This window comes from Lactococcus sp. LG606 (assembly GCF_017309645.1).
Taxonomy (GTDB): Bacteria; Bacillota; Bacilli; order Lactobacillales; family Streptococcaceae; genus Lactococcus; species Lactococcus petauri.
In genome coordinates, this window is record NZ_CP071301.1 from 647,227 (window position 1) to 672,599 (window position 25,373).

General features: G+C 38.0%; 27 protein-coding genes and 1 riboswitch. Of the genes, 26 read left to right on the forward strand and 1 reads right to left on the reverse strand.

The annotated features are described in order from the left end of the window. Positions 1 to 100 precede the first annotated feature (100 nt). The 3 genes from J0J35_RS03220 (at position 101) to J0J35_RS03230 (ending at position 1,413) form a co-directional block, all read left to right on the forward strand. Complete coding sequence (locus J0J35_RS03220; protein ID WP_206917714.1) at positions 101 to 397, forward strand: rhodanese-like domain-containing protein; 297 nt, start codon at positions 101 to 103, stop codon at positions 395 to 397. Then, complete coding sequence (locus J0J35_RS03225; protein WP_206917719.1) at positions 397 to 720, forward strand: rhodanese-like domain-containing protein; 324 nt, start codon at positions 397 to 399, stop codon at positions 718 to 720. Before J0J35_RS03220 ends, J0J35_RS03225 begins: the two co-directional genes overlap by 1 nt. Before the next feature lie 66 nt (positions 721 to 786). Continuing rightward, complete coding sequence (locus J0J35_RS03230) at positions 787 to 1,413, forward strand: hypothetical protein (RefSeq protein WP_019292300.1); 627 nt, start codon at positions 787 to 789, stop codon at positions 1,411 to 1,413. A gap of 131 nt (positions 1,414 to 1,544) precedes the next feature. On the opposite strand, the gene J0J35_RS03235 is transcribed toward J0J35_RS03230, so the two are convergent. Then, positions 1,545 to 2,903, reverse strand: a complete 1,359-nt coding sequence (locus J0J35_RS03235) for an MFS transporter (protein ID WP_206917721.1) — start codon at positions 2,901 to 2,903, stop codon at positions 1,545 to 1,547. A 352-nt stretch (positions 2,904 to 3,255) separates the two neighbouring features. Between J0J35_RS03235 and spx the strand changes: the two genes are divergently transcribed. The 23 genes from spx to J0J35_RS03340 all read left to right on the forward strand — a co-directional run bounded on the left by spx (position 3,256) and on the right by J0J35_RS03340 (position 25,364). After that, positions 3,256 to 3,651, forward strand: coding sequence for a transcriptional regulator Spx (gene spx, locus J0J35_RS03240; RefSeq protein ID WP_086582569.1), 396 nt, complete (start codon positions 3,256 to 3,258; stop codon positions 3,649 to 3,651). A 44-nt stretch (positions 3,652 to 3,695) separates the two neighbouring features. Continuing rightward, on the forward strand, positions 3,696 to 4,793 hold the full coding sequence (locus J0J35_RS03245) for a lactate oxidase (RefSeq protein WP_206917734.1): 1,098 nt from the start codon (positions 3,696 to 3,698) through the stop codon (positions 4,791 to 4,793). Positions 4,794 to 4,993: 200 nt separating this feature from the next. Continuing rightward, positions 4,994 to 6,787 carry a pyruvate oxidase gene (spxB, locus tag J0J35_RS03250; RefSeq protein WP_206917738.1) on the forward strand — a complete coding sequence of 598 codons (1,794 nt, stop codon included), beginning with the start codon at positions 4,994 to 4,996 and terminating at the stop codon, positions 6,785 to 6,787. 18 nt (positions 6,788 to 6,805) lie between these two features. Further along, positions 6,806 to 7,066, forward strand: coding sequence for a (4Fe-4S)-binding protein (locus tag J0J35_RS03255; RefSeq protein WP_019292296.1), 261 nt, complete (start codon positions 6,806 to 6,808; stop codon positions 7,064 to 7,066). A gap of 18 nt (positions 7,067 to 7,084) precedes the next feature. Then, positions 7,085 to 7,357 carry a GNAT family N-acetyltransferase gene (locus J0J35_RS03260; protein WP_206917740.1) on the forward strand — a complete coding sequence of 91 codons (273 nt, stop codon included), beginning with the start codon at positions 7,085 to 7,087 and terminating at the stop codon, positions 7,355 to 7,357. A 77-nt stretch (positions 7,358 to 7,434) separates the two neighbouring features. After that, positions 7,435 to 8,757: an NAD(P)/FAD-dependent oxidoreductase gene (locus tag J0J35_RS03265; protein WP_206917742.1), complete on the forward strand. Its 1,323-nt coding sequence runs from the start codon at positions 7,435 to 7,437 to the stop codon at positions 8,755 to 8,757. 151 nt (positions 8,758 to 8,908) lie between these two features. Further along, positions 8,909 to 9,898, forward strand: coding sequence for a LacI family DNA-binding transcriptional regulator (locus J0J35_RS03270; protein WP_206917744.1), 990 nt, complete (start codon positions 8,909 to 8,911; stop codon positions 9,896 to 9,898). 1 nt (position 9,899) lies between these two features. Continuing rightward, on the forward strand, positions 9,900 to 10,808 hold the full coding sequence (gene rbsK, locus J0J35_RS03275) for a ribokinase (RefSeq protein ID WP_206917752.1): 909 nt from the start codon (positions 9,900 to 9,902) through the stop codon (positions 10,806 to 10,808). 11 nt (positions 10,809 to 10,819) lie between these two features. Further along, the gene (rbsD, locus tag J0J35_RS03280; protein WP_019292291.1) at positions 10,820 to 11,215 is read left to right on the forward strand and encodes a D-ribose pyranase; all 396 of its coding nucleotides are present in this window, start codon (positions 10,820 to 10,822) and stop codon (positions 11,213 to 11,215) included. Positions 11,216 to 11,240: 25 nt separating this feature from the next. Then, on the forward strand, positions 11,241 to 12,128 hold the full coding sequence (rbsU, locus tag J0J35_RS03285; RefSeq protein WP_019292290.1) for a ribose/proton symporter RbsU: 888 nt from the start codon (positions 11,241 to 11,243) through the stop codon (positions 12,126 to 12,128). A gap of 179 nt (positions 12,129 to 12,307) precedes the next feature. Beyond that, positions 12,308 to 13,393 (forward strand): ribosome small subunit-dependent GTPase A, encoded by a 1,086-nt coding sequence (gene rsgA / locus J0J35_RS03290; RefSeq protein WP_117517588.1) that lies wholly within the window; start codon positions 12,308 to 12,310, stop codon positions 13,391 to 13,393. Positions 13,394 to 13,537: 144 nt separating this feature from the next. Next, a riboswitch (TPP riboswitch) is annotated at positions 13,538 to 13,641 on the forward strand. Between the two features lie 68 nt (positions 13,642 to 13,709). After that, complete coding sequence (thiM, locus tag J0J35_RS03295; RefSeq protein WP_117517586.1) at positions 13,710 to 14,471, forward strand: hydroxyethylthiazole kinase; 762 nt, start codon at positions 13,710 to 13,712, stop codon at positions 14,469 to 14,471. After that, positions 14,468 to 15,268, forward strand: coding sequence for a bifunctional hydroxymethylpyrimidine kinase/phosphomethylpyrimidine kinase (thiD, locus tag J0J35_RS03300; protein WP_117517584.1), 801 nt, complete (start codon positions 14,468 to 14,470; stop codon positions 15,266 to 15,268). Before thiM ends, thiD begins: the two co-directional genes overlap by 4 nt. Then, entirely contained in the window at positions 15,261 to 15,899 is a 639-nt protein-coding gene (thiE, locus tag J0J35_RS03305; RefSeq protein WP_019293918.1) for a thiamine phosphate synthase, read from the forward strand. The genes thiD and thiE overlap by 8 nt, the downstream gene beginning before the upstream one ends. 137 nt (positions 15,900 to 16,036) lie before the next feature. Further along, complete coding sequence (locus J0J35_RS03310; RefSeq protein ID WP_019292288.1) at positions 16,037 to 16,378, forward strand: YxeA family protein; 342 nt, start codon at positions 16,037 to 16,039, stop codon at positions 16,376 to 16,378. Positions 16,379 to 16,506: 128 nt separating this feature from the next. Beyond that, on the forward strand, positions 16,507 to 17,307 hold the full coding sequence (locus tag J0J35_RS11565) for a hypothetical protein (protein WP_242534063.1): 801 nt from the start codon (positions 16,507 to 16,509) through the stop codon (positions 17,305 to 17,307). Beyond that, a complete protein-coding gene (locus J0J35_RS11570; protein WP_242534065.1) occupies positions 17,276 to 18,241 on the forward strand; it encodes a SpaH/EbpB family LPXTG-anchored major pilin in 966 nt (321 codons plus the stop codon). Before J0J35_RS11565 ends, J0J35_RS11570 begins: the two co-directional genes overlap by 32 nt. 30 nt (positions 18,242 to 18,271) lie before the next feature. Continuing rightward, positions 18,272 to 19,516, forward strand: coding sequence for a class C sortase (locus tag J0J35_RS03320; RefSeq protein WP_206917753.1), 1,245 nt, complete (start codon positions 18,272 to 18,274; stop codon positions 19,514 to 19,516). An 18-nt stretch (positions 19,517 to 19,534) separates the two neighbouring features. Further along, on the forward strand, positions 19,535 to 20,212 hold the full coding sequence (locus J0J35_RS03325) for an LPXTG cell wall anchor domain-containing protein (RefSeq protein ID WP_206917755.1): 678 nt from the start codon (positions 19,535 to 19,537) through the stop codon (positions 20,210 to 20,212). Positions 20,213 to 20,237: 25 nt separating this feature from the next. After that, a complete protein-coding gene (locus J0J35_RS11575; protein ID WP_242534066.1) occupies positions 20,238 to 20,966 on the forward strand; it encodes a hypothetical protein in 729 nt (242 codons plus the stop codon). A 6-nt stretch (positions 20,967 to 20,972) separates the two neighbouring features. Continuing rightward, the gene (locus tag J0J35_RS03330) at positions 20,973 to 23,177 is read left to right on the forward strand and encodes an LPXTG cell wall anchor domain-containing protein (RefSeq protein WP_242534068.1); all 2,205 of its coding nucleotides are present in this window, start codon (positions 20,973 to 20,975) and stop codon (positions 23,175 to 23,177) included. 109 nt (positions 23,178 to 23,286) lie between these two features. Then, positions 23,287 to 24,111: a glutamate 5-kinase gene (proB, locus tag J0J35_RS03335; protein WP_206917757.1), complete on the forward strand. Its 825-nt coding sequence runs from the start codon at positions 23,287 to 23,289 to the stop codon at positions 24,109 to 24,111. Next, on the forward strand, positions 24,108 to 25,364 hold the full coding sequence (locus J0J35_RS03340) for a glutamate-5-semialdehyde dehydrogenase (protein ID WP_206917759.1): 1,257 nt from the start codon (positions 24,108 to 24,110) through the stop codon (positions 25,362 to 25,364). The genes proB and J0J35_RS03340 overlap by 4 nt, the downstream gene beginning before the upstream one ends. Positions 25,365 to 25,373 lie beyond the last annotated feature (9 nt).

Below are 25,373 nucleotides of genomic sequence, written 5' to 3' on the forward strand. Positions count from 1 at the left end.
GACGTAGAAAACTATGTCTTTTTTAATAGAAGCATTAAATTTGATTATATACCCTATAGGGTATATAATGGTGTTATAAACAAAATAAAGGAAATAGTAAATGCGAACAATTACAATGCAAGAATTAATAGAAGTAATGAAGGACAAAGCTGATATTATTGATGTGCGAGAAGCTTATGAATATGAAGCTAGACATGTACCAACAGCACGTAATCTCCCCATGAGTGAAATCGAAAACCGTATTGCCGAAGTTAATGTTGGAAGCTATATTATCTGTCAATCGGGTGCTCGCTCAGCACAGGTGACACAATGGCTCGCTGCAAATAATATCGACGCTATTAATGTCTTGGGCGGTACAAATGCTTGGGACGGTTGTTTGGCCAGTAAGGAGAACTGATGTTTGAATTATTTACTAAAATTAAAAGTATAACAACAACAGAGCTTGCTACACATCTGAGAAATAATCAGACAAAAGAAGAAGTTATTGATGTGCGAGAACCGTATGAATATAAAAAAGGGCATATTAGAGGAGCTATAAACATCCCTTTAGGGCAAGTTTCTGGTGCATCACTAGTACCCGGCAAAAAGTATTTTGTGATTTGTCAATCAGGGATGAGATCGAAAAAAGCCTCTAAAATACTTTCAAAAATGAACTACAACGTAACAAACATGACCGGGGGAATGCTGTCATGGCATGGTAAAGTGACACGAAAAGATTAAAAAGCTAAAAGCAGAAAAGTTCAGAGGGATTAACAAGTCTCTCTCTTTTTTTGATATAATACATTTATGACTTATCAAGTAAAAATAATATACCCTAAAGAAGAAGCTCTTGAGAGCAATAAATTAACAGAACGTACATTTAATGAATACATGGATGACTTGGAAGCAGAAGAAGTCATTAAACAGTATGAGCAACTTCTAACTGAAGGTTATTCTATTTCAGTTAACTTTTTCCCGCCACAAGTAGACAAAGAAGGTAGTGAACAAGATCCATTTAAAATTGCGGAGAGTTTTGAACTTGCTGGTATAACTTACAAAGCAACGTTGAAACTCAAAGCTTCAGGAACTTATGAAGATATGGTAAAAATTGCTAAAATGATTGAGCAACAAGGCTATGATTACAGCATCACTGTCAAACTTCAGATTAATGAAAATTCGCCCGTCGATTTTGAGAAAGAAAGTTCATGGTTTGATTCCGAATATGCAAAATATACGGTATTGCCTAAGGCAAGTAGCCAAGACATTTCAGATCTCCGCTCACTTTATGATATCTTATCCGAAGAACACTATAAGGTAAGCATCAATCTTAAAGCTAAAGTCAAAAAAGATGATGACGATAGCTTCGCCAGTCAGTTGGCAGCCTATCCTGCAGAAACTTTAGTGACCTTTAAATTGTCGGATGCTACAGTATAATAATTATTTTACATAAATAAAAATATGTAAAATAAAATTAAAAAGTATCTGGGCTTAAGTCTTAATAATTAGTTAGATGGTCTCTAGATTGTTTTACATAAATAAAAAAAGAGCACAGGAATGCTCTTTTTTTAATTTTTCTTATTTTTCAATGCAGAATAACTTGCAAAGAGTCCCAGAATTACTAATACGAAGAACATAAGTAGAATGACTGATGTCCCAAATTGAGTGCCTTCTTTAAACCCTTGAGCGTGTTGAAAGACAGAGAGAATGTTGGCTACCAAAGCAGTTGCAATGGCTCCGATAAATTGTTGTGATGTATTAACCAATGCATTTCCGTCTGAGAGCTCTTCCGATGAAAGTGTGCTTAAACTGCTGGTCATTAAGTTGCTGTAGGAAACACCCAGTCCAAGCATCATAACGATGTGCGCAATCAATAATAAAATAAGTGATTGCGTTGGTAGGAAAACAAAAAGTAAAATGATACCAAAGCTTGCAGTTAATAAACCAAAGGTGATTGGCTTCTTCGCACCAACCTGATCCAAGATTTTCCCAGAAATTGGAGCGAGGATTGCTCCGACAAGAGCTCCTGGAAACATAAAGAGTCCAGCCACAGCAGAGCTATATCCCGCAGAAACTTGGATAAAGTTAGGTAAAATAAAGGATAGACCTAAAAGAAGACCTTGATAAACCAGAAGCGTAAAGAGAAGTGCAACAAATTTATGATGACGTAATATAGCTAATTCGATCAGTGTTTCTTTACGATTATAATAAACAAAGAGTAGGGCACTTAAAATACCAACAATAAAGAGAATTACAAAGGTCAGAATTTGCTCGGCGCTCAAGGCAGAAATGAAGACGAAAAACATGACAGAAAGTGCCAAAACTGGTCGAAGTGCCAGTTTTTTTGTCGTTTGTTTTTTCTCTTCTGGAAGTGAAGAAAGACCAATAATTAGGGATACAACGATTAATGGAAGTAAAAAGATGTAAATATAGCGCCAATCCAATGCGTTTGAGATGATACCACCATAAGTTGGCCCAATGGCCGGTGCAATTGATGTTGTCACTGTTCCTAATCCCATCATCATACCACGTTTTTCAAGCGGCGCCTTGGTTAAGATAAGGTGGAACATTAAAGGCAAAGCAATACCGGTTCCGACACCTTGTAAAAGGCGTCCGGCCAGCAAGAGGGTAAAGTTAGGTGAAAAGCAATTAATCAGGACACCAAGGAAGAAAAGAAGATTCCCAGATATAAAGAGCTTACGAGACGAGAAGCGGTGATTAAAGTACGAAGACAAAGGAATAATAATCGCAATTGCTAATAGGTAAATAGTAGTCACCCACTGTATCTTGGAAGTACTTAGCCCAAACTCAGTAATTAATTGAGGGAAGGTCACGTTCATCGCTGTTTCGATTAATACACCTGAAAAAGACAAGAGCCCGGTAGCAATGACAGCACCTAAGAGATGAAATTGTTTGTTTTTATTCATGCAGTTAAATGTCCTCCTAATTTAAACAAAAAGAGGCGAAATTATTATCCTAAAATAATAATTTCGCCTCTGTATAATATCAACATAAATCTATGTTATCTGTACGAAAGTTATAACTTTTCTATTATAACTTCTATGATAAAAAAATGCAACTGTAAATATGAAAGACAAGTCCAAGAAATTTAATTGAAATATTTTTGTTATTTAACTATCAAAATTTTAACCTGTATTTATTACTTAATTATTGATATTTTGAGGAAAAGGAGTTATTATATAGTTGTGTTTACAAACGTAAACAATTCGAGCAAGTGAGTTTCACTTCCTACAATAGAAATAAAATGGAGAAGACAAGATGATTAAATTTTACTACACTCCCTCATGTACCAGCTGTCGGAAAGCAAAAGTTTGGTTAGAAAACCACAATCTGGAATACACAGAGCATAACTTATTTGCTGATCCTTTGACAGAAGAGGAGATTGGTGAATTGTTAGCTAAAACAGAAAACGGCACTGAAGATCTCATTTCAACACGTTCACAAGCATTTAAAAATTTAAACGTCAATGTAGAAGATATGACTGTTAAAGAGTGGACAAAATTCATCTCACAACATCCGGAGCTTCTTCGCCGACCACTTTTAGTGAAAGGTCCACAGCTCCAAGCTGGATTTAATGAAGATCAATTGCGCAGTTTCTTTTCGAGAGAATATCGTCAAATTGAATTACAAGAAACAAAGAACGCAGTAGCTTAAAGTACAAACTTGAAAAAATAATAGAAAAGAAAGAGGAAATTACCATGGCATATGTTACTAGTAATGATGAACAAAAAGTAGAAATCGTAAATATTGCTTCGCTTGAGAGACGTGTAAAAGATCGTATGGAAGCTCAAGGGAATAAAGGTGCCTTTGGTTATATTCGTGGTGGCGCAGAGGATGAGTGGACAATGCGAGAAAACACGGCTTCCTTTAATACTAAAACAATCTCTCCTCGTGTGTTACGGGGAATTGATTCTGCAGACTTGAGAACCAGCATTTTTGGAATTGATCTTAAAACACCGATTATACAAGCTCCGGTTGCTGCACAAGGTTTAGCTCATATGGAAGGAGAGGTTGATACAGCTAAAGCCATGGAAGAAGTGGGAACACTTTTCTCTATTTCAACTTATGGTTCAACATCTGTGGAAGATGCAGCAGCAGCTGTTAATGGAGCACCGCAATTTTTTCAACTTTATATGAGTAAAGATGACCAATTTAATCAGTTCTTGCTTGAAAAAGCGGTGAAATCTGGAGTTAAAGCCATTATCTTAACTGCTGACTCTACACTAGGTGGATATCGCGAAGAAGATGTGATTAATCATTTCCAATTTCCACTTCCAATGCCAAATTTGGCAGCATTTTCTGAGTCGGATGGCGTAGGAAAAGGTATTTTTGAAATTTATGCGGAAGCAAAACAAGGTCTCGTTCTCTCTGACATTCAAAAAATTAAAAACTGGACAAATCTTCCTGTTATCGTGAAAGGTATTCAAGATCCAGTTGATGCGATGGAAGCTATTGCAGCTGGTGCTGATGGTATTTGGGTATCTAATCACGGAGGTCGCCAACTTGATGGAGGACCAGCTTCCTTTACCGTCCTTCCAAGAATTGCACAAGTGGTCAATAAACGTGTCCCAATTATTTTTGATAGTGGTGTACGTCGTGGGGAGCATGTCTTCAAAGCTTTAGCTAGTGGTGCAGACCTTGTTGCTATTGGTCGTCCCGTACTTTACGGCTTAAACTTAGGCGGGAAAGAAGGTGTTAAATCAGTGTTTGAACATCTTAATAAAGAATTATCGATTACCATGCAGTTAGCTGGTGCTAAAGATATTGAAGCTATCAAAAATACTGACTTACTTTAAATTTGAGTAAGTTAAATCAAAAAGTGTATCGAAAATCCTCTCTTAAAAAGTTATTTTTCGGGTATCTTTACCTTTTCAGACTATTTCGTAGTATAATTAAGATATATTGAAATGAAAAGGCTTTCGCTAGAGAGCAGCAATTCGTCATCTAATTTTCGGTCACTCATATTTTAAGTTTTTAGAAATGAGAGGAAATAGTAATGGTAGAAACAATAAAAGCTGGTGTTGCAGCAGTTAAAGTTCTTGAAAATTGGGGAGTAAAAGATATTTATGGTCTGCCAGGTGGCTCCATTAATTCTTTGATGGATGCCCTCTTAGAAGAAAAAGAGCGTATTCATTTTGTTCAGGTCCGTCATGAAGAAGTGGGTGCGATGGCTGCAAGTATGCACGCTAAATTTACCGGACATATCGGTGTAGCCTTCGGTTCTGCAGGACCTGGTGGAACGCACTTAATGAACGGTTTATATGATGCAAAAGAAGATCATGTTCCTCTGTTGGCAATTATTGGTCAATTTGGCACTACTGGAATGAATATGGATACTTTCCAAGAAATGAATGAAGATCCTATTTATGCTGATGTTTCAGTCTACCATCGTGTGGTCATGACCGCACAATCGCTTCCTCATATTATTGACGAAGCGATTCGTCAAGCCTACAGCAAAAAAGGTGTGGCTGTAGTTCAACTTCCTGTTGATTTAGGTTGGCAAGAAATTGAAAAAGATTCATGGTTTGATGCAAGTCAAGCTTATATCCAACCGGAACTTGCTGAACCCAAGCAAGAGGCTATTGAGCAAGCGATGCAAATTTTACAAAATGCTGAACGTCCTGTCATTTTCTCTGGTATCGGGATGCGTGGCGCAGGGACTGAACTTATGGAGCTTTCAAGAAAAATTAAAGCCCCAGCAATGGTTTCCGCACTGGCTATTGATATTGTGGATGATGACTTTGAGGCTTTTCTTGGATCGCCTACTCGAGTTTCAAGAAAACCAGCTAATGATGCTATTGCAAACGCAGATACGGTTTTAATGCTGGGAACGAATCAACCTTTTATCGATGTTACGAATATGTTTGAACATGTGAAACACGTGATTCAAGTAGATATCGATCCTGCAAAACTAGGCAAACGACAACGGACAGAACTCAGCATTTTAGCAGATGCTAAAAAAGTTGTGAAAGCCCTCTCTCAGCAAATGAAGGAAAAAGAAGAGACACCTTGGTGGCGTGCTAATGTAAAAAATATCGCTAACTGGAAAAATTATACGCAGACCCTTGAAGAAGATAAAGAAAATCCGTTGAATCTTTATCAAGTCTATCATGCTATTAATAAAGTCGCGAAAAAGGATGCACTTTTTTCAACTGATGTTGGAGATGTTACGATGACGTCTGTTCGTCATTTGCATATGGGTAAAGGTCAACTTTGGCGCACTTCTGGTTTGTTTGCGACAATGGGTGTTGGGCTTCCCGGTGCGATTGCGGCCAAGTTAGATTTCCCTAATCGTCAAGTGTGGTCACTTTCAGGTGATGGTGCTTTTTCAATGGTTATGCAAGATTTAGCAACTCAAGCTCAAGAAAAGTTACCAATTATTAATGTCGTTTTCTCTAATCAACAGTTTGGTTTTATCAAAGATGAGCAAGAAACGACTAATAGAGGTTATCTTGGGGTGGAATTTACTGGGATTGATTTTGCAAAAGTTGCTGAGGCAATGGGCGTTCATGGCTTTACAGTTAACAAAGTCGAAGAGTTGGACAATATTTTTGCCCAAGCAATGAAGTTGGTTGAATCAGGCTTACCTGTACTTATTGATGCTAAAATTACGGGTGAAAGTCCTATTCCAGTGGAACGTCTGCAGCTTGACCCTAAACAATATCCACAAGAAACTATTGATGCTTTCAAAGAACGTTTCCATGCTGAAGAATTACAACCTTTTGCTGTTTATATGGAGGAAGAAGGTTTAGTTGAGGCAGGAAAGGCGACAGACTTGGGAGGCTTCTAATCACATTAAGGGGGGAAAATGGACAATTCAAAAATTAATAATCAAGCAACAACTGATGAAAACTTGGAGCAAGCAGGTTACCGACGTTATCGTGGTAAGGAAATGGATATCTATTATAATGCTCAAATTTGCGAGCATGCAGGAGAATGCGTACGTGGTAATGCAGCTGTCTGGGAAGTGGGGCGCAGACCATGGATTATCCCAGACAATGGAGAAAAATTTGATAATCAAGAGATTATCAATCGTTGTCCATCTGGTGCACTAAAATTTATCAAGTAAAAAGAAAAGAGGAAGACTATGAAAACTGTTGAAGAAGACAACAACATTATCTTGTACAATGACAATAATGAACGCATCGGCGAGATGACATTTATGAGAATGGGCAATAATATTGTTATCACTCATACAGGTGTTGTTATTGAATATCGAGGCCAGGGTCTTGCTCAACTACTTTTAAAAGCAGGGATCGAGAAAGCACGTAAAGAAAATCTCAAACTTCAAGCGACTTGCCCGTATGCGGCAAAGTATTTTAGAACCCACAAAGAAGAATTACAAGACGTTTTAAAATAGGAAAAACAAGTCAAAACATTCGCGTTTTGGCTTTTTTCCTATTATGATAGATTTAAGAGAAAGTTGGAGGAGCAGATATGGAAAAATATGACTATATTATTATCGGTGCAGGACCTGGAGGGAATGCACTAGCTTATGCACTCAAAGAGCAGGGAGCATCTGTCCTAATTGCGGAAAAGGATAAATGGGGCGGAACGTGCCCGAACTATGGTTGTGATCCCACAAAGATTATGATGGCACTTGTTGAAGCAAAGTACAGAGCAGAAAATCTCGTATCCGCTGGTTTACACGGTAACCTTAGAATTGATTGGCAAGAGATGCTAGCTCGAAAAAGAGCATACAGTGATGGCATTCCTTCAAGCACTGAACAAGGATTGAAAAGCGCAGGCATTAAGACTGTTTATGGCTCGGCAAGTTTTCAGACCGATGGACATCTAGATGTCGGGGATAAGGCATACTTTGCGGATAACTATATCCTAGCAACTGGTGCACGACCAAGGGTTTTGGATATTCCGGGTAATGAGTATTTACTGACTTCTAATGACTTCTTAGAGCTAGATGAACTTCCCAAACGTCTTGTTTTCTTAGGTTCGGGTTATGTCTCACTTGAATTAGCGCAAATCGCTAATGCAGCGGGAGCTGAGGTTTCTGTTCTCACACACGGAGCACTAAAAATTCGAGGTTTCGCGAATGAATTTGCAGCCTCGTATATTAAGCAATTACAAAAGGAAGGCATTTCCTTTATTGATAATTTTTCGCCTGAAAGGCTTGAACAAACTGACTCAGGAATCAAAATCACTAGTGAAGACAATCGCAAAGTCACTGCTGACGGTTTTATCTCAGCAGTCGGGCGTATTCCAAATATTGAAGACCTAAATCTGGACGCTGTCGGTGTAAAAACAACGGCTAAAGGTATTGAAGTCAATGAATTTTTACAAACTAATAATCCAAGTATATATGCTATCGGAGATGTTTTAGATAAAAAGCAGCCCAAGCTAACCCCTGTTTCAGGTTTTGAAGCCAGATACCTTGCACGTTATTTTGCACAGGACGGTCAAAATGAAGGTATCAAATATCCGGCCATTCCTACTGTTATTTTTGGATCTAGCAAACTCGCCCAAATTGGTCAAACCAAAATTCTTGATAAAGAAAATGAGCGAAACATAGATATGACGGATTGGTATACCTATAAACGCATAGCTGATCCTCTTTCAAAAATTAATGTTATTGTAAATGATAAAAATGAAATTCTTGGAGCGACACTTCTCTCGACAGTGGCAGAAGAACTTGTAAATATCTTGAATTTCTGCATTAATCAAGCTATTAATTTGGACAAATTTCAAAATATGATCATGGCCTATCCCACAATTGCTAGTGATTTATTCTATCTTTATGACTAAAAAGCAGAAAGAGCCAAGGTTGAAGCTCTTTTTTTGCGTTTTTTAATTAATCTAATAATTTTTAGTTTATGCTTGACATATTTACAGCAAGCGATTACAATAGTTAAGTAATATGTGAGAACGTTTCCACATTATGTCACAAGGAGGTCTATTGGCTACAATCAAACAGGTTGCCTCGAAAGCTGGCGTTTCCGTGTCTACAGTTTCAAGATATATCACACATAACGGATATGTTAGCGCAGAAGCAGAGGTAAAGATTAAAAATGCGATTCAGGACTTGAATTACTCACCAAATATCTCGGCTCAGTCTCTAAAAAGTAAAAAAAGTAACTTGGTCGGTCTTTTATTGCCTGATATCTCTAATCCCTTCTTTCCAATGTTGGCGAAAGGAGTGGAAGAATTTCTTAGAGAAAAAGGCTACCAATTAATTTTAGGGAATGTTAGTGAAGATCGTGAAATAATCAAGTCCTATCTTCAGTTTTTAGTTCAAAGCAATGCTGCTGGTGTCATCACAACGGTTGACTTTAAGGAAGAATTTCCTGAGTTTGATTTACCTGCAGTAACTGTGGATCGTGTAGGTAAGAAAAGTGAATTTGGTGTCTTCTCTGACAACAGCCACGGCGGATTTCTGGCTGCCAAGGCTGTAGTAGAAGCAGGAGCACAGCAGATTGCAGTTGTTCGAGGACCATTGACAACGGATAATACGAATGAACGCTTTAGTTCTAGTATTACCTACTTAAATCAAGTAGCGGTGGACTATCAAGTTTTTCAAAGTATGAGCTATGATTTTTTGGAAATCCAAGCGGAAGCAGAAAAACTTCTCAAAGAACAAAACACTCTTGATACGATTATTCTGCCTTCTGATGTTCATGCGGTTGCATATATGCAGGAGATTCATCGCATAAATAAACGTATTCCTGAAGATATCCAACTGATTGGTTATGATGATATTTTGATGAGCAAATACGTTTATCCCGCTCTTTCAACAATTCATCAACCCGCTTATGAAATGGGGCATGAAGCGGCCCAATTAATTTATAAAATGGCAAACCATCAGCCAATTGACCAAAAACAGATTAAACTTAAAGTTTCTTATGTTGAACGTGACAGTACAAGAAAAATAAAAATAAAGGAGAACTAAAATGAATAAGATCACAATTATTGGCAGTATCAACCTAGATACAACTTTGAGAGTAAGCAATATGCCGAAACCAGGTGAGACTTTACATGCTAAAGAACATTTTACTGCCGGTGGCGGTAAAGGTGCCAACCAAGCGGTAGCAGCAAAGCGTTCTGGCGCTGATACTTTCTTTATCGGTGCCATTGGTAAAGACGGTGCTGGACAAATGATGCGTGAGCTTTTAGAGTATGAAGATATAGATACTTCAGCTGTCCAACTCTTAGAAAGCCAATCTACAGGTCAAGCCTTTATTACCGTGGATGATTCTGGTGAAAACAGCATTATGATTTTCTCAGGGGCGAATAATGCATTTACACCGGATCACGTTGAAAACTCAAAGCATATTATTGCCAACAGCGATTTTTTGATTGCCCAATTTGAAAGTGCCCTTGACAGTACAGTTACTGCCTTTAAGCTTGCTAAAGAAAATGATGTTAGAACTATTCTTAATCCAGCACCTGCGAGAACGGATATTCCACAAGAGCTCTTAGCTACAACCGATATCATTATTCCCAATGAAACTGAAGCTGAACTCATAACTGGAATAAAAGTAGAAGATGAGCATAGTCTAAAAGCTGCTGCTGATTACTTCCACAATCTTGGTATTGAAGCAGTGATTATCACCTTAGGAAGTAAAGGAGCTTATTATGATATCAAAGATGGCAAGTCTGGTATTATTCCTGCTTTCAAGGTAGCGGCTGTCGATACAACAGCTGCTGGTGATACTTTCATCGGTGCTTTAAGCACTGTTTTAAAAGCTGATTTCAGTAATATTGAGGATGCTATTCTTTATGGCAGTAAAGCTTCATCACTGACTGTACAAAGATATGGCGCACAACCCTCTATCCCTTACAAAAATGAACTGGATTAGGAGTATTTCAAATGAAAAAAACAAAAGTTATAAATTCTGATATTTCACGTGTCATTGCTCAAATGGGTCACTTTGACAAGCTTAGCATTGGTGATGCTGGGATGCCAGTTCCAAGAGGAACAGAAAAAATTGACTTGGCTGTAGATAATGGTATTCCAAGCTTCATGGACGTCTTAAATAACGTTTTAGAAGAACTTGAAGTTCAAAAAATCTATCTTGCTGAAGAGATAAAAGAAAATAACCCAAAAATTTTAACTCAAATTACTGATCGCTTACCTAATACACCTGTCGAATTTATTCCACATAGCGATATGAAGGCAGAGTTAAATAACTGTCATGCCTTTATCCGTACAGGAGAAATGACACCTTACGCAAACATCTTACTAGAAAGCAATGTCGTATTTTAAAGACAAATAGGAGAAAAACAAAAACATGAATACAACAGCACTATTAATTGGCCTTGGCCCGCTTCTTGGTTGGGGGCTTTACCCAACAATCGTTTCAAAAATTGGTGGGAAACCCGTCAACCAAATCCTTGGTTCAACTTTAGGTACTCTAATTTTTGCCCTAGTTTTTTCCATGTCACAAGGCATTCATTTAGCTTCAGGGATGGATTTATTTCTCGGTATTTTATCTGGAATCGGTTGGGCTGCAGGGCAAATCGTAACTTTTTACTGTTTTAGTTTGATTGGTTCTTCTAAAGTAATGCCAATTACGACAGCTTTCCAACTCTTAGCTGCATCACTTTGGGGTGTTGTTGCTTTGGGAAACTGGCCTGGTGTTAGTGCTAAAATTTTGGGAGCTTTCTCTCTTATACTTATTATTTTTGGTGCGAGCTTGACTGTTTGGTCTGAAGAAAAAACGCCTGCAAGTACGGGGCTTTTGAGAAAAGTAGTTATTTTCTTAGCGCTTGGTGCGATTGGGTATTGGGCCTACTCTGCTGCACCTCAAGCTAGTAACTTGTCAGGTCAAGAAGCCTTTCTCCCACAAGCCATTGGTATGCTCTTGACTGCTCTTATTTACAGTATTGTCATCTCTTTCAAAGAAAAGTCAAAAATGGCAATCTTTGAAAGTGTATCATACAAACATATCATCTCCGGTTTCTTCTTTGCATTTGCGGCCTTAACTTATCTCATCTCTGCTCAACCTGATATGAATGGTTTGGCGACTGGATTTATTCTTTCTCAAACATCTGTTGTTTTAGCAACTTTGACAGGAATCTGGTTCTTAAATCAAAGAAAAACAAAAAAAGAAATGCTCCTAACAATTATTGGTCTGGTCTTAATCATTATTGCAGCCTCAATAACTGTTACTATCTAAAGAGAAATACAGCTTTAAAGGCTGTATTTTTTTATATTAAGATATGCTATACTTGAAGTAAAAGAAAGGAGCAATTATGCACGTAAATAAGGAAATTGTAAGACATGGGGAGGCACTTGCTCACGTCTGAACCATGTTGTCTCCCAATAAGTTACTAAAACTTTTTGGAGGAACAAAACTTGAACACAAACTATAGATTAAATACATTAGGCTTCACAGAAAAATTTAAAAAAGAAGCTATGAATTATCCAGATTTTTATCCCGGACGAGTGATTGAGCAGAATCGCAATCAATACATCGTCGCAACTCAATCAGTTGAAGTCAAAGCAGAAGTATCGGGGAAATATCGTTTTGAAGCATTAGAATCACTTGACTTTCCAGTAGTCGGCGATTTCGTTCTCTTAGATCGAGAAACAGATTCTACTGGACGGGCACAAATTCAGCGCTGTTTGCCACGCCACTCAGCTCTTATTCGTAAAGCAGCTGGAGAGACGCATGAACGCCAACTTATGGCGACTAATATAGATAAAGTCTTGATTTGTATGTCGCTTAATGAAGACTTTAATCTACGACGAGCAGAGCGTTATCTTACCCTAGTATGGGAATCAGGTGCTCTTCCTGTATTTGTATTAACTAAAACAGATGTAGCACAGAATATGGAACAAAAACAAGCAGCTCTCCAAGTGATTAGTTTAGGTGTTGATATTATTCTGACATCCTCACAAACTGAAAATGGATATTTTCCTTTACAATCCTACATCACGGCCGGAGAAACCTATGTTTTGATTGGTTCATCTGGTGTGGGTAAATCAACATTGGTTAACGCATTATTGGGACAAAAAGCGTTAAAAACAAATAATCTACGCAGTGATGGAAAAGGAAAGCACACCACAACACAACGTAGGCTATTTAAATTACCTTCAGGAGCTATGATTATTGATACGCCGGGGATACGTGAAGTTGGCTTAGATCGGGCAAATTTTAGTGAAAGCTTCTCAGATATTGAAGCTTTAGAATCGCAATGCAAGTTTTCTGATTGTAAGCATGGCAATGAACCCGCATGTGCTATTCAAGGCGCTCTTGCACAAGGTGAACTTTCATTTGAACGTTTTTCAAACTACCAAAAGCTACTAAAAGAAACAGCTTATGCAGGTCTAAATAACAGAGAAATTGAAAGAAAAAAACTCGACACAATGTTTAAAGAAGTTGGCGGCATGAAAAATGTTCGTAAAGCACTAAAACAAAAAAATAAACGTTACTACTAGAAGACAAAGCACTGATCTTTACTCATCAGTGCTTTTTATGATAGAACCAATAAAAATTTGAGCGCTTGCTTTATCTTTATGACACAGTATGTTATACTAAAATTAATTTCTATATGAAATATAATCCTATAGAAAAAATAAATATCATAACACAATGGGTACCGATAAAATGATCATTTTATCAGTTGAGAAAAACCATCAAACCTGCTCGGGTTAAGACCTGCGAAGGGATGTGTCATTACTACTTTTAGTTTATCTAACTTGATGTGGTATGTTTTTTGCTTTCCCCTCCTTGTGTTTACAAAGGAGTTTTTTTATGTCAACTTTAACAGAAATTCGTCATCAAAAGCCTTTAATCTTAAGTCTTACGAATAGTGTTACCATCCAAAGAGTTGCTGATCTTGTAAGTTTTCTAGGTGCTTCACCTTTAATGTCGTCCGAAAAGGATGAAATTAAAGATCTCCTTACACTTGCAAGTGTACTTGTTTTAAATACAGGTACTTTGAGCCAAGAATATGTACCACTTTTCATTGTAGCGGGACGTTTAGCAAACGAAAAAGGAATCCCGGTTGTTTTAGATCCAGTAGCCGTACACGTTCCTTATAGGGCCAAAATCATGAAACAACTCTTATCTGAAATTCACTTCGATATTATCCGAGGGAATGCTTCGGAAATTGCTTGGTTTGCTGAAGAGGAAGAAAAGAGTAAAGGTATCGACTCACTTGCTACGACTATCAGCAGTAATAATGCAAAAAGTGCAGCAAAAAAAACAAATGCTGTTATTGTTCAGACGGGACAAACAGATGTCATCACAGATGGAAATCATCTGCATTATGTGAAGACAAGCAGCAAACTTTTTGAAATAAATGTTGGATGTGGTGATATGTTAACTGCGGCGATCGCTACTTTTTCAGCCACAAATTCTCACCTACTTGAAGCTTCATATGAAGCTACTAAATTTTTTAGTGAATCTGGAATCCAGGCAGAACGACAAGTCAAAGGGCTTCCTGGAGATTTCATCACTGCCTTATTAAATAATATCTATTGCAGTTCAAAGAAAGCGGGGCTAAGAAAATGATTGAGGTACCACAAGTTGTCACAATTGCAGGTATTGATTCAAGTGGAGGAGCAGGAATTAATGCGGATCTTAAAACTTTTCACAGTCAAAAAGTTTATTCGGCTACGATTGTTGTAGGTCTGACTGCTCAAAATACACTTGGGGTGCAAGAGATTTCAAGTGTAGCGCCTCATTTTATATTATCGCAATTTGACTCAGTGTTTTCTGACTTAGATATTTCTGCTGCAAAAACAGGGGCACTTTTCGATGTAGCTCAAGTTAAAGCTGTTATCACAGGAATTAAACGCTATCAACCCCAACATTTGGTAGTTGATCCGGTGATGGTTGCAAAAGGAGGTACCGTTCTTCTTTCAGATGAAGCTATCAGGTGCATAAAAAAAGACCTTTTTCCCTTAGCAGAACTCATTACGCCGAATCTGCAAGAAGCAGAAGTACTTCTGGATTACCCGATTTCTAATGAGGAAGAGATACGACAAGCGCTTTATGATCTGCAAAGTTTGGGGGCGAAAAATGTTCTGATTAAAGGAGGGCATTCAGCGCGAGAAACTGTGACAGATTTATTATTGACAGAATCTGGTGAAATTATGTGTTATTCTACTTCAAGAATTCATACAAATCGAACACATGGTACAGGGGATACACTTTCCTCATATATTACAGCTCATCTTGCACGGGGAGAAGAACTGCTTGATATTTTACCTCATGCAAAATCCTTTATCACAAACGCAATAAAAGAAAGTATTAATGTTGGTCACGGACACGGTCCTCTTAATCATTGGGTAAGATGTGATGAATAAAGAATATTTAAAGTGTTATTTTATTGCAGGTCCACAAAATTTTGCTGAATTATCCATAGAAAAAGCAGTCGAAAAAATTATTGTGATTCTACAGTCAGGAGTATCTTCCTATCAATTTCGCGATAAAGGAACAATTTATAGGAATCAAAATCAAAGAATGACCACTGTATTGAAGCTCCAAGAAGCAGCAAAGGACTTACATATCCCTTTTATTGTCAATGATGATTTAGAACTGGCTTGCATGATCCAAGCAGATGGGGTTCATCTTGGACAACAAGATAGAGCAATTGCAGAAGCCAGAGAAAAGCTAGGCCCGAAAAAATATATTGGGCTATCGGTTAGAAATAAACAAGAACTCTTAGCAGCACAAAAAAGTGACGCAGATTATCTTGGCATTGGCCCCATTTATCCTACAAGCAGTAAATCAGATGCTGCCGAGCCATTTGGAGAAAAACAACTGAGAGAGTTGCTTCTTGTAAATCAAAAATCAATCGTTGGAATTGGTGGCATTACTCTTGATTCGCTAAATAAACTGAGCCAAATGCCTTTGGATGGAGTGGCAGTTATTTCACTTTTAACAAGAGCAACAAATCCACAAAATATCGTAAGAAAAATACACGCACTATTTTAGACAAAAAATAGTATTTATCATTAAAAAGTCTCCTTTTATTACTTATAATAAACACAAAAACATGAATGTTCAAATTGCTCTTAAAAATGTATTTATGTTTTAGTATACTATAAATAAATAAGACTATTGGAGAAAATATGAAAAGATTTATTGGGTTAACTGTTGTATCAATTATTTTTTGTGGAGGATATTTTGCTTTAAAACATATTTTAAACACGACTGACTATTACGCGAAAGTTACTTTGGAAAACAAGACGAGTTCTGTGACCAGAAGCACTTCTGATTCAGAAAGTGAATACGTCTATTTCTTCAAATCCTCTAATAGTAAAGGGGAAATCAAAGATCTACGTTTACGTGCAGATTCATTACGTGAAGGTGTATACATCATGGCTCACGTAAATTACGATAAGATTGTACGTTGGAATATTGTAGAAGAAAGAAGTGTTCCGCCAAAAGCGCTAGAGAAGATAAAGTTATAAAACAAAAATAATGCCTACTGCATTATTTTTTTATTTTGTTTAATATTAATAAATGTTTAAGCAATTAATTCGCTTTTGTTCTGACAATTCTGTACAATTAAAATATAAAGCGCTATCACACCAAAAGATTGGAGAAGGATAAGAAAATTAATACAAGGAAAAGAAAGTTCACCTTAGCTTCTGTGGTGTTACTTGCTGCAGTTTCAAACATGATTGTTTCTCAATCAGCTGTGGAGGCCGTAACGACCACCATTAAAAATCAGGTCTCTAATGGTGAGGTTGTTATTTATGCACAACAGGCTGGACCTTCAAGTGCTGCCGCTACGGGAAATGCTATCGGGAATAATGACGGTACACAACAAGCTGCAGGTGAATCTTCAACATCTACGGCGACAAATAACTTAACAATGTCGAACGTTCAGTTTTCTGCAACTAAAATTACACCGACTGGTGCTGCTTCTGCAATGGTTAACAGTACAGGTGATGTTGTATCTTCAGCCTTTACAGCCGATGCTTCAACAAGAAAAATTCAGAAAACCGATACAAATGGTATGACGGACTTTACGGGACTTACTGATGGTTATTGGCTTTTTCATCAAATGACTTTAGTTGGTGGTGTCCAGACCGTTAAGGATTTTATTGTGACGGTTAATACTTCCGATACAACCAATAAAGGTCCACTGAATGTCTATCCGAAGCAGGATATGACGAAATATAAAAACTTATTTGATATTGCTGCTACAAACGCTGATGATAACTACAACGGAAAAACGCCTAATGAACTTGTATCACCCAATGCAGATACGACAACTTTAATTGATACAAATGAGAGTGACGCTGCGAATACAACGACAGCAGCAGCCGGAAACAAGGTCGGTTGGAACGTCAATACAAGCTTTGATAAATCAACAATGGGTCAATACTTCTGATACAGTGACTTCGCCTGATATCGCAGATAATGTTAAAGCAAAATTTACGATTGAAGATACGATTCCAGCAGGATTCACAATCGGTATTCCAACGCTTAAGGCGGGTACAACAGCTTTAACACCTGAAGTAGATTATACAATGAACATTACGAATCAAGTGGTTTCAGTTTCTTTAACAAATGATGGCATGAAAAAAGTAGCTGGTCTACTAGATGCAGCAACAGGTAGAATAAATATGAACCTCTACATTCCTACGACAGTATCAGGTAGTGTTACAGCGGGGTCATATAAAGATAATGCCAAAACAACAATCATCAATGCTTACGGTGTCGATCTCAGTTCAACACCTAAAAATTCTACTGTAAATATTGGTGGTGTCCAACTGACGAAAACGGATGGGACTTCAGCAATTACTTCATCTCCAGCTACATTTGTGCTGGTAAGAGCAAAAGATGCAGCCGCGGCTGAGGCCTTGGTTAAAAAACATGCCTCAAGCTTTAATGGCTCTTCTTCAGATCTTTCCAGTTTACCGACAGCCTACTCATCAACAGACAAAGCATCTTTCGTGACACAAGCTGACGGAACAATTGCTGTCAAAACAACAGGAGCTTCAGGAGTCGCTACTTTTTCTGGTCTTAACCTTGTTGACACCAACACAGACACAGAAAACACAAGCAACTATTTTGCGGTCGAAGTGATTGCTCCTGATGGTTTCCAATTACCAACAGCAACGACAGCTGCCAATGTAACAAAGGTCAATGCTTCAACAACACCTACTGCGCATAATAATGATATTGTGAATAATAAACCATTCCCACTTCCATTTACAGGTGGAGCAGGAATTGTCGCCGTGGTATTAGTAGCAGGAGCAGCGGGTTTTGCAGCAATGGTTATTCGTAAAAAGAAACAAGAAGTAGAGGTAGATTCAAAATAGTAAAATATGGCTACCATGCAGGAGGAGCACATGCGTGATAAAAGTCCAGATAGAAAAAGCGAACGCCGATTTTCACTGCGCAATATTATTTCCACTGTTCTGTTGATTCTTGCTTTGGGTCTTTTATTTTATCCTATCTTTGTGAACTATATGGTCGCGCAACAAAATAAAACGACAATCCAAAAATATACCAATAGCGTTGAAACAATAGATCCAGCCCAAGCAAAACATCTCAAAGATGAAGCAACTATTTATAATCAGTATATTTACGCCAAAAGTCAATACCAAAGCTGGAATAAAGCAGTACCAGATTATAAGCAGCAGTTGGTGACTAACAATGATAAAGTTATTGCTTATCTCTCCATTCCACAAATTAAGGTTACGAACATCCCTGTTTATAGTGGCGATAGTGAAGAAACATTAGCAGCAGGTGTAGGTCATATCCCACAGACAAGTTTACCCATTGGTGGGGAAAATACACATGCTGTATTATCAGCACATTCTGGGCATATTAATAATACCTTATTTTCTGATTTGGAAGACTTGAAAATGAAGGATGTTTTCTACATTCATGTCTTAGATCAAACATTAAAATACGAGATTTTTGAGCGAAAAATTGTAAATCCCGAAGATACGGATGCTATTAATGTCATTCCGGGAAAGGATTTGGTCACACTGGTTACATGCTGGCCAACAGGTATTAACAATAAACGCCTACTTGTTACAGGAAGAAGAGTTGCTACAAATACATTGAATCCACAAGAGCACATTCAACGTAATAAATATGGCTACAATTTCTGGGTGATGCTTCTTGCAAGTCTGTTAGCGCTGTGTGCATTGGGGCTTGTTTTACGCAATGTCTTGGGTGCTAAAAACTATAATATGCGAATCGATAGAGCACAGTTCGATGCGATTCAAAAAGGCAAACAAGAAATTATTATTGCGCCACTTCCTCCGGGAAGTAGAAAGTACCGCTTAAAAGATAAAATTACACTCATTGCGGCAGAGGCTCTTGAGTCTGATAAACGTCAATATTTTGCAAAAGTAGATGACCAACAGTGGGAGAGTGTTAATAAGAGTAAGAAAGCTGAAAAACAAAAGATAAAAATTACTCAAATCATAGATGCAGATGAATTTAATAAAACAGATGAACACTTAGAAAACACAACATATCTTGAGTTTAAAAAGACAGCGGAGCACCTGTTACAAGAGCGGTTAAATACAAAACAGCTTCCTGAAAACTGTATTTTAATTAAGGTGATGGTAAAAGAATAAATTCTAGAGAGGATCCACATGAAAAAAAGACGACTATTGGCTCTTATATTCTTTTTTTCAATTATTTTATTGAGATGGAATAATGCGCCAATTCAAGCAGCGGAAAGACATTCTCAAAATATAATCATTGTAAAATATGGACTCACATCGGCGTCTCATGGATTTTCTACTGATCAAAGCTTTAATACCGGCTTAAAAATTAACAATATCATTATTGATAATGAAGGTAAGGAACTTCAACCCATAGCTGATATAAGCTATACAGTACAGCAAATTACGGAGAAGGATGATTTAGCAGTAATGGACCCCTCAAGCTACACAAAAGTGGGCAATCCGATAAAACTCGTGACAAATAAAGAAGGTATCGCAAATACACGTTTAGGTGACGGCAAATACATCCTAACTGAGCAAGCCAATAGTGCTGCAGGGCTTATTAATCCGCAAGCGCCTGTTTTGCTTGATTTCCCAACAGCAGATAGCCTAGAAGAGATTTATATATATCCCAAATCTAGTCTTATTAAGACTGAAAAGCAACCTACACAAAATTTTCCCAAGCCAAAACAAATTCAGTACAGACATGATTTACCACATACGGGTGAAAAAATCTCATGGTTTATCGCACTTGGTGGGGCATTTCTTTTGATTATTGTTGCTTTTGTTCTTAATCGTAAAGAAAAAAGTACACAAACGAAGTGAATTTAGGGGAAGGAGGTGAATTTATTTGAAGAAAATGAGCAAAAGTGATTGTGGTGACTTAAGTTTGGGCTACAAATATTATAAGGAAATAAGAAGAAAGGATAATAGAAGGAAAAGCAAAGCATTACACAAATATTTTAAACTGGTTTTATATGCTCTCACCTTCTTTATACTTAGTCCATTGTCACCTGTTGTGAATTGGATGCCTTCTTTGGGGACTCTTTCTGCTGAGGCTTCCATTTCTCAACAAACGGATGGTACTGGTATAACTTGGAATCTTATCACAGCAGGTAATGATATCAATACGTTAGCTACCACAGCACTTCCCGGTTCTACACTTTATATAAAAGCAGCAAACGATTTGACCTTAGGCGTTACTGCAGTATTGCCTTTAAACTTAACTTTAGTTTTTGATATGGGCGGCCATGCTCTATACAATACAGGAGCTGCCGTTATTACACCTTCTGTAGGGAACACCATAACTTTTCAAAATGAACGTATCGTATCAACAGGGACGACTAATAGCACTACTGTACCAAGTCCCTTAGGAGTAGGTACGGTAACAGGAGTATACAACTACTATTATGGTCTCTTTAGTGCAACAAATATCTCGGGAGTAAGTATAACTTACAAAAATGTTGTCCAAGATTTAGGGACTATAACAACTTGGGGAGCTGGTGGACAACCTTTTTATAATATTGGAAGTTCTGTTAATTTCTCTGGAACCAATTACTTTAACTATAATTCGGGGTAGGAATTCATGGAAGGTACAGGGATTAATGTCCTTGATGGAACTACAACAATTAAACACAGCTCCGGTGGAAATGCCCCATTGTGGGCTCAATCCGCGGCTTCAATAAATGTTGCGGCAGGAGCGACTTTAGATTTTACGGGAAGTTCAACTGGACGTGGTTTTATTTATCTTGATAATACACCCACTTTTACGATAAATAATAATGGCACTCTAAAGCTCAACATGGCTGGCCCAAGTAGTAATAATTTTTATAGCAATACCGGCATGTCATCGATTACAATGAATTATGGTGTTAATTCTAGTACAACGATAACTGCACCCGGATTCTTTGATTATAATGCTACTGGTGGCGCTTTTAAAACAACGATTGGGCAGGGGGCGAGTTTTGACTATAGTACAGGGAATACTTCAAATGCTTTCTTAGGAACATTGGCTGCTACTGACAGTTTTACGCTAAATTCTGCGAAACATGTTCGGCTTAATACAAGTAAAACATCTGGAAGTAGCATCCTAGGAACGGACGCAAGTGCAATGACATTTGTGCTAAATGCAAGTTCACCTTCAGCTTACGCCATTAACGGTTACAATAGTACCGGAGCTGCTAGTCTGCTGGCAAGTCCTACAAGTGGTGCATTTGGAGTAACTGGAACTTTTCATAGTAATTTAGCAGACTTAAACAAGCTTACTGGTCAAAAAATTCCTACAGCAGCAGAAATTACCAGCTATCAAAATTCCGCCCAGCTTGAATTTAACCTTGTATCTCCTGCACAAGCCAATTTTAGTTATGCATGGGCGGCGAATGTTCCTGGACAAAACGGGATAGCTGGTACTTTACTTGGGCAACTTCCGGCACGTGTATCAGAGCAAGGAACCGTTGGAGGAGCTCTAACAGCGCCAACATTATCTGCAGCACCCAAAGGCTATTATATCTCGGGTTATAAGGCACCCAACGGCACAATCTACAGCACACTGGCTGCAGCTTTAGCAGCGGTTAATAATGTATTTGGTACGACTTCGAACACAACGACACCTGATGTTTACATGCCTTCCACAAATGATTTTCAAGTCATTTTGAGTGCAGAGGAGCAAACATTTTATATTAATTATGGCTATGCGTTTACAAATTTTGGAAATGTACCACCTTTCCCACCCAATGCTTATAGCCAAAAAGGCTTGACTGGCGCACCACTCGCAATAAGTGGATTAGGAGCTGCCCCGACAGGATATCATTATTCTGCTGTGATGAATAACAAGGGGGCATCTTGGATTGATCAGACAAATCCGGAAACGGGAGCAGCTAATACACCTACACCTTATTATGTATCGATTAGTTTGGCGCTCACAGCAGCGATAACTCAGCAAAATGGGGGAATGTATTTTGGAACCTCATCTTTAAGTGCAGCTCCCATAATTAATAATCAAGGGGCATTTGATAATAACGTAATGGCTATGCTTACAGCAAATGCGGAAATTGCAAACTATACTTATGGTTGGGCCAATATTACACCAGGTTATAATGGAAATGCCGGACAGATTTATGGGAATCTTCCAAGTCAAGCAACTTCTAATGGTGGCTTCGGTGACACCATTGCGCGAGACACATCGGGCATAAATTCTCCGGGAAACAATTACCAGACCTTTGTAGCTCCTCCAAATGATAAGGCTCTTAGTGGCTATTCTGTGGCTGTGCGTGCACCAAATGGAATAACATACACATCGGATTCCAATGCTGTTGCGAGCTCTACAGTAATTAAAACAACTACGCCATTAACAACTGCGACTCAAGCCAATACTTTTAAAGAAGGAGCAGCAGCAAATAATTTCGTGATTACTTATACACCTATTGCAAATAAGATAAGTTGGCACTACACATACGATCCAAGTATATCTAATCCACCGGCTGCCCCTGCTGACATTGTCCAAACAGGTGTGTTAACAGGCGCGCCACTTACAGATCCAAAAGCGACAGCGCCAAATGGATACTTTATTGAAGGGTATCAGTATCCTGGAGATACCAAGATTTATTCCACAATTGCGGAGCTACAGACTGCGCATTTCTCTGGCACTAGTGACATAACGATTAATGTCCTTTTAGCTAAAAATTTTGTCTTACCTTATACAGGAGGCTCAGGACAGTTTGGGATAATCTTAGCATCAGCTACACTTGCCTTTCTTGCTTTAGCTTTTTACATCTTTAAAAGGAAAGATTAAAGTATTTCTTTTAACCACAGGGTCTCGATCGTGTGGTTTTTTCTAATTTTTTGCAATAATTGAGGTATATAAGTGTATTTGTGCTCAGATATTGGTATAATTAAGCATTATGACAAGAAAAAATATACTAAAAGCACAACGAATCGTAGTAAAAATTGGTACAAGCTCGTTGATTTTACCGAATGGGAAGATAAATTTATCAAATATAGATGAACTGGCTTTTGTGTTATCCGATATAAATAATAAGGGGTATGAAGTTATCTTAGTAACTTCAGGAGCTATCGGAGCAGGGTTAAACGTTCTTGGGATGAATGAACGTCCAAAAGATATTGCACAGCAACAAGCCTTAGCAAGTATTGGTCAAGTAGAGTTGATGAGTCTTTACACGCAAATGTTTCGTCGTTATTCTCAAAAAGTGTCACAGCTTTTATTAACACGGGATGTTACCGATTTTCCACTGAGCTCAAATAATGCTGAAAATGCCTTGAATGCGCTGCTCTCTCTGGGAATCATCCCTATTATCAATGAAAATGATGCTATAGCTGTCGATGAAATGGATCACCAAACAAAATTTGGCGACAATGACAAGCTGGGAGCGATTGTTTCAAAGCTTGTGGATGCTGATTTACTCATTATGCTTTCTGATATCGATGGACTTTATAATAAAAACCCCAATATTTATGATGATGCTAAAATATTTAAAGAAATCCATGACATTACAGATGAATTACGACAAATGGCGGGAGGAGCAGGGAGTCGTTTTGGTACAGGCGGAATGACCTCTAAGCTTGCCGCTGCAGAAATTTTATTTGAGAACAAGCAGGAGATGGTTCTGACCAATGGTGAACGCATCCGTGAAATAAAGGATATTATTGCTGGACAGGAAATCGGGACTTATTTTCACCCAAAAATTGAGAAAGAAGAAGCAAAATGATTGAAGATTTAGGAGTAAAAGTCAAAGCAGCAAGCAAAGAAGCAGCAAAACTATCTGCTGCAGCAAAAAACAACTTTCTGCTTTTCCTAGCAGATACTCTCATTCAAAACACAAGCCGGATTATTTTTGAAAATGAGAGGGACTTACTTAAAGCAAAAGAACATGGCATTTCGGATATTATGGTAGATCGTTTACGATTGACGCCAGAAAGAATTTCGGATATGGCACTTGGGTTACGTCAAGTGGCGGACTTACCTGATCCTATCGGCCAAGTTTTACAAGGATTCACAAATCTTGATGGGCTAAAAATTGTCCAAAAACGTGTGCCACTCGGTACGGTTGGGATGATTTTTGAGAGCCGCCCAAATGTGACAATTGACGCCTTTTCACTTTGTTTTAAAACAGGGAATAGTGTTCTCTTACGCGGTGGTTCAGACGCCATACATTCTAATACAGTCTTAGTTGAAATTATTAAAGAAAGCTTACATAAGCAAGGAATTAGCTCCAGTACCGTAGAGCTTCTCACGGATACCAGTCATGCAGAAGCAGAAAAGATGATGCAGGCTGATCAATTTTTAGACGTACTTATTCCTCGAGGTTCTGCTCGATTGATTAACCGTGTAAAAGAAAAAGCAACAGTTCCTGTTATTGAAACGGGAGTTGGAAACTGTACCATTTATGTTGATGAAACTGCTGATTTAGACATGGCTACAAAAATAGTCGTCAATGCTAAAACACAGCGCCCAAGTGTTTGTAATGCTGCTGAAAGTCTCGTGGTACATGCACAAATCGCTGCTGAATTTTTACCTAAATTGCAGGAAGCTTTGAAAAAAGCACATGAGGTTGAGTTTAGAGCGGATGAACGTGCCTTGAAAATTCTCCAAGCTTGTGCTGGAAGCTTAGCAATTACCGTTCAAGAAGAAGATTTTGGTGCAGAGTACTTAGACTATATTATGTCAGTTAAAACGGTTGACAATTTAGATGAAGCAATTGAACATATTAATCAATATTCGAGTCGCCATTCAGAAAGTATCGTAACTAAAGATTACTTTAATGCTCAAAAATTTCAAGAGGAGATTGATGCAGCAGCAGTCTATGTAAATGCATCGACACGATTTACAGATGGCTTTGTCTTCGGACTTGGTGCTGAAATTGGGATATCCACTCAAAAACTCCATGCACGCGGGCCAATGGGACTAGAAGCTTTGACTTCAAGTAAATATCTAATTGACGGAAATGGTCAAATCCGCTAATATTTTTAA

Coding starts and splice junctions, on each gene's coding strand:
- J0J35_RS03230 (WP_019292300.1), top strand. CDS start 787: ATGACTTATCAAGTAAAAATAATATACCCTAAAGAAGAAGCTCTTGAG.
- J0J35_RS03340 (WP_206917759.1), top strand. CDS start 24,108: ATGATTGAAGATTTAGGAGTAAAAGTCAAAGCAGCAAGCAAAGAAGCA.
- J0J35_RS03260 (WP_206917740.1), top strand. CDS start 7,085: ATGAAAACTGTTGAAGAAGACAACAACATTATCTTGTACAATGACAAT.
- thiD (WP_117517584.1), top strand. CDS start 14,468: ATGATTGAGGTACCACAAGTTGTCACAATTGCAGGTATTGATTCAAGT.
- J0J35_RS03265 (WP_206917742.1), top strand. CDS start 7,435: ATGGAAAAATATGACTATATTATTATCGGTGCAGGACCTGGAGGGAAT.
- J0J35_RS03255 (WP_019292296.1), top strand. CDS start 6,806: ATGGACAATTCAAAAATTAATAATCAAGCAACAACTGATGAAAACTTG.
- J0J35_RS03235 (WP_206917721.1), bottom strand. CDS start 2,903: ATGAATAAAAACAAACAATTTCATCTCTTAGGTGCTGTCATTGCTACC.
- thiE (WP_019293918.1), top strand. CDS start 15,261: ATGAATAAAGAATATTTAAAGTGTTATTTTATTGCAGGTCCACAAAAT.
- thiM (WP_117517586.1), top strand. CDS start 13,710: ATGTCAACTTTAACAGAAATTCGTCATCAAAAGCCTTTAATCTTAAGT.
- J0J35_RS03330 (WP_242534068.1), top strand. CDS start 20,973: ATGGAAGGTACAGGGATTAATGTCCTTGATGGAACTACAACAATTAAA.
- J0J35_RS03220 (WP_206917714.1), top strand. CDS start 101: ATGCGAACAATTACAATGCAAGAATTAATAGAAGTAATGAAGGACAAA.
- J0J35_RS03245 (WP_206917734.1), top strand. CDS start 3,696: ATGGCATATGTTACTAGTAATGATGAACAAAAAGTAGAAATCGTAAAT.
- J0J35_RS03310 (WP_019292288.1), top strand. CDS start 16,037: ATGAAAAGATTTATTGGGTTAACTGTTGTATCAATTATTTTTTGTGGA.
- J0J35_RS03320 (WP_206917753.1), top strand. CDS start 18,272: ATGCGTGATAAAAGTCCAGATAGAAAAAGCGAACGCCGATTTTCACTG.
- J0J35_RS03225 (WP_206917719.1), top strand. CDS start 397: ATGTTTGAATTATTTACTAAAATTAAAAGTATAACAACAACAGAGCTT.
- rbsK (WP_206917752.1), top strand. CDS start 9,900: ATGAATAAGATCACAATTATTGGCAGTATCAACCTAGATACAACTTTG.
- proB (WP_206917757.1), top strand. CDS start 23,287: ATGACAAGAAAAAATATACTAAAAGCACAACGAATCGTAGTAAAAATT.
- rbsD (WP_019292291.1), top strand. CDS start 10,820: ATGAAAAAAACAAAAGTTATAAATTCTGATATTTCACGTGTCATTGCT.
- J0J35_RS03325 (WP_206917755.1), top strand. CDS start 19,535: ATGAAAAAAAGACGACTATTGGCTCTTATATTCTTTTTTTCAATTATT.
- spxB (WP_206917738.1), top strand. CDS start 4,994: ATGGTAGAAACAATAAAAGCTGGTGTTGCAGCAGTTAAAGTTCTTGAA.
- rbsU (WP_019292290.1), top strand. CDS start 11,241: ATGAATACAACAGCACTATTAATTGGCCTTGGCCCGCTTCTTGGTTGG.
- spx (WP_086582569.1), top strand. CDS start 3,256: ATGATTAAATTTTACTACACTCCCTCATGTACCAGCTGTCGGAAAGCA.